Source organism: Actinacidiphila oryziradicis (genome assembly GCF_005047355.1).
Taxonomy (GTDB): Bacteria; Actinomycetota; Actinomycetes; order Streptomycetales; family Streptomycetaceae; genus Actinacidiphila; species Actinacidiphila oryziradicis.
Map to the genome: position 1 here is coordinate 15155 of NZ_SUMC01000024.1, position 14135 is coordinate 29289.

Sequence of the window (14135 nt, forward strand, 5' to 3'; positions counted from 1 at the left end):
GAGCTCGGTGGGTGAGGACGGCACTGTCAGCGATGCAACGAGGGCAGACCACGGCGGACCGGACCAATGGCCGCAGGGGCGGGGGCGCGCGGAATCAGCAGGGGCATGCTGGATCCCTTCCCGAGGCCGGGTGCCTGCGCGGGCACGTGCGGCGGGTCGCGGAGTCTCTACCTTATGCGCGCAGTTTATATGACGCGTGTTCGCGCGGTGTTTCGGCTAACAGTCGCGGACATTACCAGCAAGGGGATATCCGGTCTTCCTGGGCGGCTATTTCCTCCGGCTTTGCCGCTAAATGTCCACCGGTGAACTGCAGGTTGCACGTTGCTGCGGACGGCTGATTCCCGCCGACGCTTTTCGTCGGGGGTCCCGGCTCGATTAAGGCAGGCCGCCATGCCAATGGAATGTGCCAGGAGGGACCTAGGTATGAGCATAGCGCCTGCGGGGCATCATCGGGGCACAGTCCGCTCAAGGAGGGACACTCAGATGGGCGAGAAGGTCGTGGCCACGCGGTTCGACCTGTCCGACCGGCAGCGCTACCGGCGAAAGCTGCGGGAGTGCCTCATGGGGCTGGAGCGGCTGTTGGAGGAGAAGCGCTTCGAGCGGCCACGGAATCTGCTGGGCCTGGAGCTCGAGCTGAATCTCACAGATTCCGACGGACTGCCGCGCATGATGAACGATGCGGTGCTTGACCGCATCGCGAGCCGCGATTTCCAGACCGAGCTGGCACAGTTCAATATTGAAGTGAACATACCTCCGCACGAGCTTTCCGGCCGGGTGCTCGACCGGCTCGCAGAGGAGTTGCGCACCGGCCTCGGGTATGCCGACAGAAAAGCCCGTGAGGTCGGTGCGCACATCGTCATGGTCGGAATCCTGCCGACTCTCGGGGTTCATGACCTGGTCTCCGGCAATCTCTCCAGCGACGACCGTTACACCATGCTCAACGAGCGCGTTCTCGCCGCCAGGGGCGAGGAGATCAGGCTCGACATCTCCGGCGTGGAACAACTCCACTGCAGTTCTGCCTCGATCGTTCCGGAGGCCGCCTGCACATCGATGCAGATGCATCTGCAGGTCACCCCGGCCCGGTTCTCAGAGGTGTGGAACGCCGCGCAGGTGGTGGCCGGCCCGCAGATCGCGATGGGGGCCAACTCCCCGTTCGCCTTCGGCCTGGAGCTGTGGCGGGAGACCCGGCCGGTGCTGTTCCAGCAGGCGACCGACACCCGGCCGGAGGAGCTCCAGCTTCAGGGCGTCCGCCCGCTGACCTGGTTCGGCGAGCGCTGGGTCAACTCCGCGTACGACCTCTTCGAGGAGAACGTCCGCTACTTCCCCGCGCTGCTGCCCATCTGCGCCGTCGAGGACCCGCTGCGGGTCCTCGACTCCGGCGGTGTGCCCGAACTGAATGAGCTCACCCTCCAGAACGGCACCATCTACCGCTGGAACCGGCCGGTCTACGCGGTGGCGGACGGCATCCCCCACCTGCGGGTGGAGAACCGGATCATGCCCGCCGGGCCCACCGTGGCCGATGTGGTCGCCAACGCCGCCTTCTACTACGGTCTGGTGCGCGCCGTGGCGGAGGCGCCGCGCCCGCTCTGGACTCGCATGCCGTTCGACGTCGCCGCCGCGAACTTCGAAGCCGGGTGCCGGGACGGTATCAACGCCGTGCTGCGCTGGCCCAGGTCCGGTCGGGGCAGCGGGCTCGTGGAGATCCCTGCCATCGATCTCGTACGGGACGAGCTGCTGCCGCTCGCCGCCTCCGGCCTCGACTCCTGGGGCATCGAGCCGGTTGACCGGGACCACTACCTCGGCGTGATCGAGGGGCGCTGCCGTCGCCGGATGAACGGGGCGCAGTGGCAGTCCGAGACCTTCCATCACAACCTGGAGCGCGGCCTGGGCCGGCAACCCGCGCTGGTCGCGATGACCTTGCGGTACGTCGAGCTGATGCACTCAGGAATCCCGGTTCACCAGTGGCCGGTGGACGCGATGGACTGACACCCGGGCCGCTGCTTCCGTTCGCTTTTCGATGTGCTCGAATCTGCGATGGGGCAGGATGGCGCGAGTGGAGGTCCGTGTGCACGTCGGGACGGTCGGGACAGACCTGGAGCGGGGAACACTGCGCAGCGAGATGCTGCTGGTGCTGGCGCTCTCGCTGGGCGCCAGCGCGGTCGGGGCGCTGATCAGCTTCGTCGGCTCGGTCACCAAGCCCGGCGGGCTGAAGGACCAGGCGGCGACGCTGGTGGGCTCGCAGGCGCCCGGCCGGCCGTGGCTGGACCTGGCTTGGCAGGTCTTCGGGATCGCCACCGCGCTGGTCCCGGTGGCGCTGGTGGCGCACCTGCTGACGCGTGAGGGCGTCGGGATCCGGGTGATGGGCTTCGATCTGCGCCACCTCCGCTACGACCTGGTGCGGGGAGCGGCGGTCGCGGCGGCGATCGGCGGCACCGGGCTGCTGTTCTACCTCGGTGCCCGGGCGGCCGACTTCAACCTCACTGTGGTGCCGGAGTCGCTGCCGGACGTGTGGTGGAAGGTGCCCGTGCTGATTGCCTCGGCGGTGCAGAACGCGGTGCTCGAAGAGGTGATCGTGGTCGGCTATCTGCTGCGCCGCCTGGGACAGCTGGGCTGGTCACCGGCCGCGGCGCTGGTCGCCAGCTCGGTGCTGCGCGGCTCCTACCACCTCTACCAGGGCATCGGCGGACTGGTCGGCAACATGGCGATGGGTGTGGTCTTCGTGCTGCTCTACCGCCGTTGGGGGCGGGTGGGGCCGCTGGTGGCGGCCCACGCCCTCATCGACACCGTCGCCTTCGTGGGGTACGCGTTGCTGGCGGGGAAGGTCGGCTGGCTGCCGACCGCCTGACCTGACCGGCTCTACGGGCTCGTGAGCAGTTCGCCGTCGATGACGGTGACGGCGGTGCCGCGGAGCAGCGTGCGTGGGCCGCGTACCTCGGTGTGCACGAGGCCGGTGCGGGCGGAGGCCTGCAGGCCGGTCAGATTGGTGCCGCCGAGCCGGGCCGACCAGTAGGGGGCCAGTGCGGTGTGGGCGCTGCCGGTCACCGGGTCCTCGTTGATCCCGTAGCCGGGGAAGAAGCAGCGGGAGACGAAGTCATAGCCCGCCGCGGGGTCGCCGGCGGGGGCGGTGACGATCAGTCCGCGCCGGGTGGCGATGCGGGCCACGGCGGCGAGGTCGGGGGAGAGGGCCCGCACCGTCCTCTCGTCGGCCACCTCGACCAGGAGGTCGCCGACGTCCGCGCCGGTCTCGTGCACGGCCACGACCTCCGCGCCGATCGCGGGAGCGATGTCCGCCGGGATCGCGACGGCGGTGAGCGGGGCGGTGGGGAAGTCCAGAGTGATGGACCCGCCCGCGGACGTGGTGGCCGCGAGGATGCCGCAGCGCGCCGCGAACCGGGTGGTGCCGGTGGCGGCGCCGGTGGTGTGCAGGACGTGCGCGGTGGCCAGGGTCGCGTGGCCGCACATGTTGACCTCGGTCACCGGCGTGAACCAGCGCAGCGCCCAGTCGGCGTCCGGGTGACCGCGGAGGGGGTGGGCGAACGCGGTCTCGGCATGGTTCACCTCGGCGGCGACCTGCTGGAGCCAGAGGTCGTCCGGGAAGGCGTCCCCGTCCAGGAGCAGTACACCGGCCGGGTTGCCGGCGAAGGGACGGTCGGTGAAGGCGTCGACGATTCGGATCCGCATGGTGGCGAGCATAGGCCGCGGGCGAGGCCACGGAGCAGAGCCAATTCCGGGTCGGTGGACGCCTTGGACCTGATCGGCCGTCGCCTCTGCCCGGAGCGGTGCCGTCGGCTCAGGTTCGCCGCGGCGCGGTGATTCCCGGCCGGGGCGCGAAGGTGTTCACCTGCCGTCGCAAGCCCGCACCCGACGCCGCGGTGGAGGCGATCGGCATCAACAAGGGCGAGGTGCTTGCCTTACGACAGGTGCCGATATATCGTTGACGTATCACGATCGATCAACGATGGGTGGAGTGTAATCATGCATTCTCAGGAACATGGACACTGCGGGCCCGGTCATCACGGCCGCGGCGAGCATGAGCAGCGGCGAGCGGCCTTCGGCCCCTTCGGCCCGCCTTTCGGGGGAGGCCCCTTTGGTCCCGGCCCCGGCGGACGGGGGCGTGGGCGCGGCGGGGGCGGCCCGCGCGGCCGGGCGCGGCGCGGCGATGTGCGCGCGTCGATCCTGGCGCTGCTCAAGGACCGGCCGATGCACGGCTACGAGATGATCCAGGAGATCGCCGAGCGCAGCGGCGGGGCGTGGAAGCCGAGCCCCGGCTCGGTCTACCCGACCCTGCAGCTGCTCGAGGACGAAGGCCTGATCACCAGTGCGAGCGACGGCGGCAAGAAGCTGTTCACGCTCACCGACTCCGGCCGCACCGAGGCCGAGGCGGGCCCTGACGCCCCGTGGGAGGAGGCCGGCCGCGGCATCGACTGGGACAGCCTGCATGAGATCCGGAAGGCCGGCGGCGGACTCGTCGACGCGTTCCGGCAGGTGTGGGCGACCGGCACCCCGGAGCAGCGTGACAAGGCGCTCGCGGTGGTCAATGAGGCCCGCAAGAAGCTCTACCTCATCCTCGCCGACGAGGACTGAACGGCGGAGCGCATCATTCGGCGGCCCGGGACGGACAACGTTCCGGGCCGTCTCGCGCATTTTGGATCCCGGTGACGTGGTGGGAGTTTTGCGCCGGCTGGTTTGCTTTGTCGTTTACCGACGCCCATCTTGACGTATTGTCATGGCTAGAACAAGACTCCGGTTATGCCACTGATCTCACCGCGCACCCGACTGAGAAGGCTCACCACCCTGGCCACCGCGGCTGTCTGTGTCGCCGCGATCGGCTCCGTGCAGGCCCGGGCTGACGGCCCCGTGTACAAGAAAGCAAACGCGCCCGTGGAACTGCGCGTGAAGGACCTCCTGCGGCGGATGACGCTTCAGGAGAAGATCGGGCAGATGGACCAGGTCGCGGTCGCCCGGATGCAGGGCGACTGCGAATGGAGCGGCGGCGCGCTCAATGATGCGTGCATGAAGACGGTGCTCGCCGACTACCCGGCCGGATCGGTGATTTCCGGCGGTGGTATGGGACCTGCGAAGAACACGCCCGGAGACTGGGCGCGGATGGTCAACTCCGTACAGAAATACGCCATCGAGAACACAAGGCTCCACATCCCTGTGCTCTATGGCGTCGACGCGGTGCACGGCCACAACAATGTCCTCGGCGCCACTGTCTTCCCGCACCAGATCGGTCTCGGCGCTACCTGGGACCCCGCCACGGTGCGGGCCGCCGCCGCCTCGACGGCGCGCTCGGTAGCCGCGACCGGCATCGACTGGAACTTCGCCCCCGTGGCCGACCTCGCGCGCGACCAGCGCTGGGGCCGCTACTACGAGACATACGGAGAGGACCCGCTGCTCACCGGGACGCTTGCCGCCGCCAGCGTGAAGGGCATCGAGGGCGCGGACGGTGCCAAGAACGTCGCCGCCACCGTGAAGCACTTCGGCGGCTACTCGGAGCCCTCCAACGGGCACGACCGTGTCCCGGCCGATGTCTCCACCCGCTATCTGCAGGACACTCTGCTGCCGTCCTACCGGCAGGCCGTCGAGGCCCGGGGCGCAGACGGTGATGGTGAACTCCGGCGCCATCAACGGCGTTCCCGCCACCGCGTCGAAGTACCTGCTCACCAAGGTGCTGCGGGACAGGTGGGGCTTCAAGGGCGTCACCGTCAGCGACTGGCAGGACGTACGGGCCTTGCAGACCAACTACCGGATCGCCGCCGACTACCCGGAGGCTATAGCGCTCGCGGTCAACGCCGGGCTCGACATGGCCATGGAGCCGTACTACGCCAAGCAGTGGAGCGATGGCCTGAAGACGGCGGTCGACCGGGGCCTGGTCTCCGAACGGCGCATCAACGAGTCCGTGACGCGGATCCTGCGGCTGAAGTTCAGCCTCGGCCTGTTCGAGCACCCGTACGTCGACGCCTCGAAGGCCGACGCCGCGGTGCTCGGGGCGGACCAGGGCCTCGCGCGGCAGGCGGCCACCGAGTCGCAGGTGCTGCTGCGCAACGAGGACTCGGTGCTGCCGGTCGGCACCTCCGTGAAGAAGATCGTCGTCGCCGGCGCATACGCCGATGACATCAACGACCAGGTGGGCGGCTGGACCATCGGCTGGCAGGGCGTCCCCGACGGTGTCGATGTGCCCGGCACCACCGTGCTGAAAGGCATCCAGGAGGCCGCGCCGCCTGGCACCGAGGTTGTGCATGCCAAGACCGACGCCGATGCCGTGGCCGAGGCCAAGAACGCCGATCTCACCGTCGTGGTGGTCGGTGAGAAGGCCGCCGCCGAGGGCGGCGCCGACAGTCCGCGGCCCGAGCTCTCCGCCGACCAGCAGGCGCTGGTCAAGTCGCTGAAGGCAAGCGGCAAGCCGGTCGTCACGGTCGTCCTCGCCGGCCGGCCGCTGGTGCTCGGCGACGCGGCCGGGACGCAGGGGCTGCTGATGTCGTGGCTGCCTGGCACTGAGGGTGGCCACGCGGTCGCCGACGTTCTGTTCGGGGCTGCTAACCCCAGTGGGCGGCTGCCGGTGTCATGGCCCAAGGACGTCGGCAATGAGCCGATGTACTACCAGCAACTGCCGGGCACCAATGGCGGTGCGGAGTCCTCGTACGATGCCCTGTACCCCTTCGGTGCGGGCCTGTCGTATACCACGTACGCCTTCGACGCGATCACGGCCGACAAGTCGGCGGGGCAGACGACAGTGAAGGTGACGGTCTCCAATACCGGTGACCGTGATGGTGACCTGGTGGTGCCGGTCTATGTCTCACGGCCGGTGAGCGAGGTACTGGCCCCCGACCGCAAGCTCGTGGCCTTCACCAGGGTCGCGCTGAAGGCGGGAGAGAGCCGGACTGTATCCCTGCGAGTGGCGCGACGCACCCTTGCCGTGACCCCCGGCGACATCGATGGATCCGGCACGGCGAAAGTCGAGCCGGGCGTCTACACCTTCACGGCAGGCGCGCGGAGCGCCGATGTGACGGTTCGGTAGCGGCCGACGGCGGGGACCGCGGCCCTCACTCCACGAGACCGGCCAGTTTCCGGAGCGACTCGTTGAGGGCCGCGGTCGCCGAGTCCTTGAGCCGCCCCGCCATGAGTGAGACGGCCGCCCCGGTGAAGGAGCCGTCGATCCGCAGATCGGTGGTGTCCCCGTCGGGCGTGAGCGTGTAGCGGGTCAGCAGGTCGACACCCATCGGCCCCTTGCCGGTGATCGCGAACTCCCGCTCCGGGGTGAGGGCGCCCACGGTCCAGGTGACCTCGGCGGGGAAGCCCATCATCTTCAGGTTCTCCTGGTAGGTGGCGCCTGCCGCGAGCGGGGAAGGGCCGCCGTGAGGGAAGCCGGTGTGTGTCACGCTCCACTGCTCGTGCGAGCTGAAGTCGGTGAGCTGGTCCCAGACCTTCCCGGCCGGGGCCGCGATGCGGGCCTGGGCGGAGACTTCGGGCATACGGCGGCTCCTTCATCGGGGGTGCGGCGCAACGTAGTCGCAGGGGCTGCGACATTCAATACTGATGGGTCATCAGATTTGACGGGGCCGGGCGGGCCGGACCCGTAGCCCGGCGGGCCGGTCGGCGCGCGGCGTACCGCAGGATCGCGACCCACGCACCAGGTGCCATCGCCGACGGACAGCAGCACGGTGCGGTGCCGGATGTCGTACCGCTTGGATCCGGGCGGGAGGAGCACCGGATCCGGGACGCCGTCGCCCCGTGCCGGACGTCTTGTGTGAGGATCGTGGCGTGGACGATCACAACGAGGGGATGACGGCCGAGGAACTGCTGGCGCGGATGCGGCAGGCCCCGGTGCTGGCGGGTCCGCTGCCGGGGTTCGATCCGGAGCGGGCGGACGACACGCCCGGGCCGCTGTTCGCCCGGTGGCTGGCGCACGCGTTGGGCACCGGGGTGCCCGAGCCGCATGTGATGACGCTCAGTACGGCGGATGCCGAAGCCCGCCCGTCGGCACGGGTGTTGATGCTGCGGGGCGTCGACATCGAGGAATGCGGCTTCGTCTTCGCCTCCGACGCCGGCAGCCGCAAGGGACGGGAACTGACGGCCAATCCGTACGCCGCCCTGAGCTGGTACTGGCCCCTGCACGGGCGGCAGATCCGGATGGCCGGGCGTGTCGCGGTACTGGACGGCGACGCCGCGCGTCGTGACTTCCTGGGGCGTGGTGAGGCCTCCCGGATCTCCGGGTTCACGGGCCGGATGAGCGAGCCCCTTGCCGGCCCGGACGAGTACGAAACGGAACGGCGGCGGGCGGCAGGTCTGGTGGCCGCCGACCCGCAGGCCGTCCCGGAGGGACACACCGTGTATGTGCTGCGGGCCGACGAGGCCGAGTTCTTCCAGGGCGACTCGCGTGGGTTCCATGTCCGGCTGCGCTATGTGCGGGAGGAGGGCGCTGGTTGGACCCGTGGTCTGCTGTGGCCGTGACTTGGGGACAGTTCATCCCTGAGGATGAGCGAACGGGCACCTGTGCCCATCCCCGGGCTGAGGAGGATATGCCTCCTGACGGGGATGTTTTCAAGGACGGCCACTGATGAGGTTGATGTCGTGCACACCGGCGACACCCTGCCCATGGCCCCGACGAACCCCGCTGACGACGCACAGCTCACCGCCGAGCTGCGATCGGTGGCCGCCAGCGCGCGCCGGCGTGCGCTGCGTGACGGGGACCGGCAGATAGACACCGCCCACGTGCTGCACTCCCTGCTGGAAGCCGACCCCGCGGCGCGCGAAGCCTGCGGTGGCCAACTCGTGCGCGTACTCGGCTACCTGGCACAGCGCAGCATCGGCTACGGCATACGGTGGCACGGATCCGTCGAGGAGTCCGGCGCCCTGCAGGCCGTCACCTCGGGAACGGCGGGATGGAGCCCCGCCGCCGCCACCGCGATGCGCGCGGCGGTGGCACGGGCGCACAGCCACGGCCGGCCGCAGGCCGACGGCGGGGATCTGCTGGCCACGCTCGCCGCCGACCCGCGCTGCCGGGCGGTCGAAGTGCTTCGCTCCGCCGGGGTCGAGGTCAGTGGTCACCTGGATGACGGTACTGTCGCGAGCTGACATCATGGCCCAATGCAGGGGTCTGAGGGCAGGAACGCGGGGCTGGGGCTGGCCCTGGCGTCAGCGTTCGCGTTCGGTGGTTCGGGGGTGGCGGCCAAGCCGCTGATCGAGGCGGGGCTCGACCCGCTGCAGGTGGTCTGGCTACGGGTGGCCGGTGCCGCGCTCGTCATGCTGCCGATCGCCCTGCGGCACCGCGGGATGGTCCGCCAGCGCCCGGGGCTGCTGGCCGGGTTCGGCCTGCTGGCCATCGCCGGGTGCCAGGCGTTCTACTTCGCGGCGATATCCCGGATCCCGGTGGGCGTCGCGATTCTCGTGGAGTTCCTCGGACCCGCGCTGCTGCTCGGCTGGGTGCGCTTCGTACAGCGCCGGCCGGTCAGCCGGTCGGCCGCGATCGGTGTCGCGCTCGCGGTCGGCGGCATGGCGTCGGTTGTCGAGGTGTGGTCCGGACTTGCCTTCGACGCCCTCGGGCTGCTGCTCGCCTTCGGGGCGGCCTGCTGCCAGGTGAGCTATTTCGTACTGGCCGACCACGGCAGCGATGCCGAGGACGCGCCCGACCCGCTCGCCATCATCTCGTACGGTTTGCTGATCGCCGCCGCCGCGCTGACCGTCGTATCCCGCCCCTGGGGTATGGACTGGTCGGTGCTCACCAGGCAGGCCGCGCTGGGGGACAAGAACGTGCCGGCCCTGCTGCTGCTCGGCTGGGTGATCCTGGTGTCCACCGTGGTCGCGTATCTGACCGGGGTACTGGCGGTGCGGCGACTGTCGCCGCAGGTCGCGGGAGTCGTGGCCTGCCTGGAGGCGGTGGTCGGGACGGTCTTCGCCTGGGTGCTGCTCGGTGAGCACCTCGGCCTGCCACAGGTCGCGGGTGGCGCCCTGGTGCTCGCGGGCGCGTTTGTCGCGCAGACCGCCAAGCCCCGGCAGGCGGCGGCGGACGTGATGGCCGAGCCGCTCCTGGAGCCGGACCCCGTATAGCCCCGTAGAGAGTGACGATCATGCAGCCCACCGTTCTGCCGCCTCCCGCCGTCTGAGGCGGGCGGCGAACCCACGGAAGACCGGGCCCGGGCGCGTCCCGGGCAGGTCGCCGCTGCCCGCACACGAGAGCAGGCGACCACCATCTGTCTTCCGCGGGAGAACAAACTCGTGTCCACTTTCTATGCCTGCCGCTGCGGCGGAGCCTGCTTTACGTCGCCTTCGCCGCCACCGCCTGGGGTACCGCGGGCGTGGCCGCCGTGCTGCTGGTGGTGCGGGCGGCTCGTACGGTCCCGGAGCGACCCCGCCTCGGCCGCCGGAACGCGACGCCCCTGATGTGCTGGTCACCGGCCTCGGGTTCACGCTCTTCCAGGCCGCGTACTTCGGCGCCGTCCAGATGACCGGGCTGGTCGTCGCGACTGTCGTCACCCTGGGAGCCGGGCCTGTGCTCGTCGCGCTCGGCGGGCGCCTCACCATGGGCGAACGGCTCTGCCTCGGTGGCGGCTTCGTCGTGATCGGAGCCGCACGGTGAGCAGGTGTAGCCGGAGGCCGACAGCAGCACGAGCGCGAGACTCGCCGGACGCGCCGTCCCCGCGTCTCCGCCGCCGAGGACCAGCACAACTGCCCGGCGAGGCCTAAGCGCCCGTTGGTTCCCCCGGTAGGGAAGGGGCCTGCGCAGCCAGTCGGCGCAGCTGGTGGGCGCGGGCGGCCGCGTCGTGCGGGGCGGCACGGCCGGCGAGGAGGCCGGTGACACGCTGCTGCGTCTCGCGGGGCTTGTTGCCGCCGTACTTGAACTTGGCCAGCACTTCGGTCACCTCCAGCCGTAGGCCGCGGATGCCGGGGAGCATCCGGCCGTACGGGGCTTCGCCGGGGGCCACGCGTGCGTAGTCGCCCAGGGGCTGGAAGTGGCCGAGCTGGCGGTGCAGCAGTCCGGCCTTCTCCGCTTCGGCGTCTATGACGTGAGCGGTGCAGAGCAGCTGGACGGCGGCGTAGAAGCTGGTGGGGGTGCCGTGCTCGGGCGGTGCGCCCTCGGGGGCGTGCCAGGGGCCGGGGATGAAGGCGTAGTCGTCGACGACGCTGAGGGTGACTCGGGGATCGGTTTCGAGGGCTCGCCAGATGGGGTTCGGGCGGGCGAGGTGGGTGACGGCTTCGCTGCGCTCAGCGTCGTAAGCGAAGTGCAGCGGCTGAACGATGGGGGGCTCGCCGGGCAGGCCGTTGACGGCGAGCTGGCCGAAGTCGTGGGTGGCGAGCCAGTCCTGCCATTCGGTGTCGTCGACGGCGGCGTCCCAGGGATGGATGAGCATGCGTGGGCCTCCGGTCAGTGGGCGCTGAGGTAGCCGGGGAGGGGGGTCGAGGGGGTGAGGTCGTCGGCGGGGATGGGGGTGCCGTAGGAACGGGTGACAGGGAGGACGCCGCTCCAGTAGGGGAGGGCGAGGTCCTCGGGGTCGTCGTTGGGGCCGCCTGTGCGGACCTTGGCGGAGACCTCGTCGAGGTCGAGGCGGACCACGGCGGTGGCGGCGAGCTCCTTGGCATTGGCGCGGCGGGAGTCGTCGGCGCGGCCGGGGACGATGTGATCGACGATGGTGTCCAGGGCCTCGGCGCGCTCGGCGGGATCGGTGACTTCGCGGGCGGTGCCGTGGACGACCACGGAGCGGTAGTTGATGGAGTGGTGGAAGGCGGAGCGGGCCAGCACGATGCCGTCCAGGTGGGTGACGGTCAGGCACACCGCCAGGCCCGGGTCCTTGGCACCGCGCAGCGGCCGGGATCCGGTGGAGCCGTGCACGTAGAGCCGTGTCCCGACCCGGGCGTAGAGGGTCGGGAGCACGACGGGTGCCCCGTCGCGAATGAAGCCGAGATGGCAGAGGTAGGCATCGTCGAGGATCGCGTGGACCAGCTCGCGGTTGTACGAGGCGCGCTCGGCGCTGCGGGTCGGCACGGTGCGTTCGGTGGCCCGGTACGGTGCGGTAGTCATGGCAGTCCTTTGAACTAGTGCATAATAGGCTTTGTGCTAGGAGAATATCGGATCACCGGAGCCGGCGCAGCAGAGATTGCAGCCGATGTGGAACGCGCCGTCGGGCAGGGCGCCCTGGGGCCGGGGGAGTCATTGCCGCCGCTGAGACAGCTCGCGGCGGAGCTGGAGGTGAACCCGAACACGGTCGCGGCGGCGTACCGGCTGCTGCGCGACCGCGGGGTCATCGAAACCGCCGGCCGCCGGGGCAGCCGGGTGCGCGCCCGTCCGGCCACCACCTCGCGCGACCAGCTCCGGGTCGAGGTCCCGCCCGGGGCGCGCGATCTGTCCACCGGCAACCCGGACCCCGTACTGCTGCCGCCGCTGTACGAAGCCCTGGCGGCCGCCGCCGCGCGGCACTCCGAACGCCCGATGCTCTACGGCCAGTCTGCCGTCACCGACGAGCTGAGCGGCCCGGCCCGGGAGTCCTTCGACACCGACGGGGTCCCGGACGGGCCGATCGGTGTCACCTCGGGGGCACTGGACGCCATCGAGCGGGCGCTCATCGCGCATCTGCGGCCGGGCGACGCGGTGGCGGTCGAGGACCCGGGGTGGGGGAGTGTCCTGGATGTCGTCCCGGCGCTGGGGATGCGCGCGGTGCCGGTCGCCGTGGACGACGACGGGCCGGTGCCGGGTGAGGTGGAGCGCGCGCTCCGGCAGGGCGCGCGGGCGCTGATCGTCACCGACCGGGGACAGAACCCGACCGGCGCCGCGATCTCGGGCGGACGTGCCAGTGAGCTGCGCGCCGTTCTGGCCGGGTATCCGGAGGTGCTGGTGATCGACGACGATCACGTCCACGGCCTCGTGGAGCTCCCGCTGCACCCGCTCGCTGGGAGTACGCCGCACTGGATGCTGGTGCGCTCCACCGCCAAGGCGTACGGCCCGGACCTGCGGCTGTCGGTGCTCACCGGCGATCCGGTCACGGTGGACCGGGTGCAGGGGCGTTACCGGCTCGGTCCTGGCTGGGTCAGCCACCTCCTGCAGGACGCCGTGGTCCACCTGTGGCGGAGCGGCGCGGTGGACACCGGGGCGGTCGCCGCCGCCTACGCATGGCGGCGCGAGGGGTTGCTGCGCGCCCTGCGCGATCGGGGGGTCGCCGCGTACGGGCGAAGCGGTATGAACGTATGGGTGCCGGTGCCGGACGAGACCGGCGCGGTCGCCCGGCTGCTCCAGTCCGGCTGGGCGGTGGCACCGGGCGCGCGCTTCCGGGTGGCCTCGCCGCCGGGGGTACGGGTGACGGTGTCACCCCTCGCCGGCGGCGACATCCTCCCGTTGGCCGACGCGATCGCCGACGCGGTCCGCCCGCACCGGTCGGGGCGGCTCGGCTGACGAGCGGCGCTGCGTTAGGGCGGCACCGGCCGGCGCGCCCCCGTCGCGATGACCCGAGCAGTGCGGGCTGGGCCTGGGCCGAGCCGGCGGAGTTCGTGGATGACGACCGGATCACCTGGCCGCACGGCTTCTTTCATGAATGGCTGCTCTTCACCCTGCGATGCAGGGACGTGCGGCCCCCACATCGCGCTCCGGCCCTCCGACGCCGACCGCAGGACCGCCATCCGGGCAGCGGCCGAGGCGCGTCAGGGCTGAGGGATCTTGCGGAAGTCCCAGGAGACGATACGTTCCGGGGTGAGCCTCAGCCACGCGTGGCGGCCGTCGTGCGGCATGGCCTCGAGGCCGAAGTTCTTCGCCGCGAACAACCGCTCGGGCGCGGTGAGCTCCGGATGCGGTTCGCCGGTACGCGGGGCCTCGCCGACGATTTCCACCGAGCCGGAGAGCTCGGCGCCGCGCAGCTCCCCGTACTCCTCGCCGTCGTCCACGACCACCGCGACGCGCGGGTCGCCGAGCAGGTCCGCCCAGCGCCGGCTCCGTACTATCGAGTACAGCCACAGCGATGTCCCGTCCCAGGCGAACCAGAGCGCCACGACATGCGGACGCCCGTCCTTGGAGACGGTGGCGATGCGGCAGGTGCGCTGCTCCGCGAGGAACGCGTCGAGCTCCTGCGGAGTCATCATGGTGCGGCGCCCGCGCTTCTGATCTGATGACATGTCAGCTACCCTAGGCCGCCGCCGCACGAGGGGGCAAC

The 14135-nt window shown here is 70.7% G+C and carries 15 protein-coding genes and 1 pseudogene; 11 read left to right on the forward strand and 5 right to left on the reverse strand.

What is annotated here, in order from left to right; translation table 11 throughout:
• Window positions 1-483: 483 nt before the first annotated feature.
• Together FCI23_RS23805 and FCI23_RS23810 are read left to right on the forward strand one after the other, a co-directional pair.
• Complete coding sequence (locus FCI23_RS23805; protein WP_136725963.1) at window positions 484-1986, forward strand: glutamate--cysteine ligase; 1503 nt, start codon at window positions 484-486, stop codon at window positions 1984-1986.
• Window positions 1987-2053: 67 nt separating this feature from the next.
• On the forward strand, window positions 2054-2845 hold the full coding sequence (locus FCI23_RS23810; RefSeq protein WP_246143931.1) for a CPBP family intramembrane glutamic endopeptidase: 792 nt from the start codon (window positions 2054-2056) through the stop codon (window positions 2843-2845).
• 11 nt (window positions 2846-2856) lie between these two features.
• On the opposite strand, the gene FCI23_RS23815 is transcribed toward FCI23_RS23810, so the two are convergent.
• Window positions 2857-3681 (reverse strand): PhzF family phenazine biosynthesis protein, encoded by an 825-nt coding sequence (locus FCI23_RS23815; protein WP_136725965.1) that lies wholly within the window; start codon window positions 3679-3681, stop codon window positions 2857-2859.
• A 98-nt stretch (window positions 3682-3779) separates the two neighbouring features.
• Here FCI23_RS23815 and FCI23_RS56595 point away from each other — a divergent pair, with 98 nt between their 5' ends.
• The 4 genes and pseudogenes from FCI23_RS56595 to FCI23_RS62425 all read left to right on the forward strand — a co-directional run bounded on the left by FCI23_RS56595 (window position 3780) and on the right by FCI23_RS62425 (window position 7021).
• Complete coding sequence (locus FCI23_RS56595; protein WP_169316911.1) at window positions 3780-3938, forward strand: hypothetical protein; 159 nt, start codon at window positions 3780-3782, stop codon at window positions 3936-3938.
• A 37-nt stretch (window positions 3939-3975) separates the two neighbouring features.
• Window positions 3976-4584, forward strand: a complete 609-nt coding sequence (locus FCI23_RS23820) for a PadR family transcriptional regulator (protein ID WP_136725966.1) — start codon at window positions 3976-3978, stop codon at window positions 4582-4584.
• A gap of 330 nt (window positions 4585-4914) precedes the next feature.
• Window positions 4915-5580: pseudogene (locus FCI23_RS63840) on the forward strand (glycoside hydrolase family 3 protein); the annotation flags it as partial.
• A 25-nt stretch (window positions 5581-5605) separates the two neighbouring features.
• A complete protein-coding gene (locus tag FCI23_RS62425; protein WP_265737767.1) occupies window positions 5606-7021 on the forward strand; it encodes a glycoside hydrolase family 3 C-terminal domain-containing protein in 1416 nt (471 codons plus the stop codon).
• A gap of 25 nt (window positions 7022-7046) precedes the next feature.
• Here the strand turns inward: FCI23_RS62425 and FCI23_RS23835 are convergent, their stop codons facing one another.
• Window positions 7047-7475, reverse strand: coding sequence for a type II toxin-antitoxin system Rv0910 family toxin (locus FCI23_RS23835; RefSeq protein WP_136725969.1), 429 nt, complete (start codon window positions 7473-7475; stop codon window positions 7047-7049).
• Window positions 7476-7764: 289 nt separating this feature from the next.
• On the opposite strand from FCI23_RS23835, the gene FCI23_RS23840 reads away from it, so the two are divergent.
• From FCI23_RS23840 to FCI23_RS58340, 4 genes are all read left to right on the forward strand, one after another.
• Window positions 7765-8454 (forward strand): pyridoxine/pyridoxamine 5'-phosphate oxidase, encoded by a 690-nt coding sequence (locus tag FCI23_RS23840; RefSeq protein WP_246143932.1) that lies wholly within the window; start codon window positions 7765-7767, stop codon window positions 8452-8454.
• Between the two features lie 144 nt (window positions 8455-8598).
• On the forward strand, window positions 8599-9078 hold the full coding sequence (locus tag FCI23_RS23845) for a Clp protease N-terminal domain-containing protein (protein ID WP_246143941.1): 480 nt from the start codon (window positions 8599-8601) through the stop codon (window positions 9076-9078).
• Between the two features lie 12 nt (window positions 9079-9090).
• A complete protein-coding gene (locus FCI23_RS23850) occupies window positions 9091-10050 on the forward strand; it encodes an EamA family transporter (RefSeq protein ID WP_136725971.1) in 960 nt (319 codons plus the stop codon).
• 334 nt (window positions 10051-10384) lie between these two features.
• Window positions 10385-10579, forward strand: coding sequence for a hypothetical protein (locus tag FCI23_RS58340; RefSeq protein WP_211265454.1), 195 nt, complete (start codon window positions 10385-10387; stop codon window positions 10577-10579).
• Window positions 10580-10682: 103 nt separating this feature from the next.
• On the opposite strand, the gene FCI23_RS23860 is transcribed toward FCI23_RS58340, so the two are convergent.
• A complete protein-coding gene (locus FCI23_RS23860) occupies window positions 10683-11351 on the reverse strand; it encodes an FMN-binding negative transcriptional regulator (RefSeq protein ID WP_136725972.1) in 669 nt (222 codons plus the stop codon).
• Between the two features lie 14 nt (window positions 11352-11365).
• Complete coding sequence (locus FCI23_RS23865) at window positions 11366-12019, reverse strand: pyridoxamine 5'-phosphate oxidase family protein (RefSeq protein WP_136725973.1); 654 nt, start codon at window positions 12017-12019, stop codon at window positions 11366-11368.
• Window positions 12020-12052: 33 nt separating this feature from the next.
• Between FCI23_RS23865 and FCI23_RS23870 the strand changes: the two genes are divergently transcribed.
• Window positions 12053-13384 carry an aminotransferase class I/II-fold pyridoxal phosphate-dependent enzyme gene (locus FCI23_RS23870; protein WP_136725974.1) on the forward strand — a complete coding sequence of 444 codons (1332 nt, stop codon included), beginning with the start codon at window positions 12053-12055 and terminating at the stop codon, window positions 13382-13384.
• Window positions 13385-13629: 245 nt separating this feature from the next.
• Here FCI23_RS23870 and FCI23_RS23875 read toward each other — a convergent pair whose 3' ends face one another.
• Window positions 13630-14097, reverse strand: a complete 468-nt coding sequence (locus FCI23_RS23875) for a pyridoxamine 5'-phosphate oxidase family protein (RefSeq protein WP_136725975.1) — start codon at window positions 14095-14097, stop codon at window positions 13630-13632.
• Window positions 14098-14135: the final 38 nt, after the last annotated feature.

Excerpts from the sequence above, each read along its gene's own strand:
- FCI23_RS23820 (WP_136725966.1), top strand. The coding sequence starts at position 3,976 with ATGCATTCTCAGGAACATGGACACTGCGGGCCCGGTCATCACGGCCGC.
- FCI23_RS23845 (WP_246143941.1), top strand. The coding sequence starts at position 8,599 with ATGGCCCCGACGAACCCCGCTGACGACGCACAGCTCACCGCCGAGCTG.
- FCI23_RS23850 (WP_136725971.1), top strand. The coding sequence starts at position 9,091 with ATGCAGGGGTCTGAGGGCAGGAACGCGGGGCTGGGGCTGGCCCTGGCG.
- FCI23_RS23875 (WP_136725975.1), bottom strand. The coding sequence starts at position 14,097 with ATGTCATCAGATCAGAAGCGCGGGCGCCGCACCATGATGACTCCGCAG.
- FCI23_RS23815 (WP_136725965.1), bottom strand. The coding sequence starts at position 3,681 with ATGCGGATCCGAATCGTCGACGCCTTCACCGACCGTCCCTTCGCCGGC.
- FCI23_RS23805 (WP_136725963.1), top strand. The coding sequence starts at position 484 with ATGGGCGAGAAGGTCGTGGCCACGCGGTTCGACCTGTCCGACCGGCAG.
- FCI23_RS23835 (WP_136725969.1), bottom strand. The coding sequence starts at position 7,475 with ATGCCCGAAGTCTCCGCCCAGGCCCGCATCGCGGCCCCGGCCGGGAAG.
- FCI23_RS23865 (WP_136725973.1), bottom strand. The coding sequence starts at position 12,019 with ATGACTACCGCACCGTACCGGGCCACCGAACGCACCGTGCCGACCCGC.
- FCI23_RS23860 (WP_136725972.1), bottom strand. The coding sequence starts at position 11,351 with ATGCTCATCCATCCCTGGGACGCCGCCGTCGACGACACCGAATGGCAG.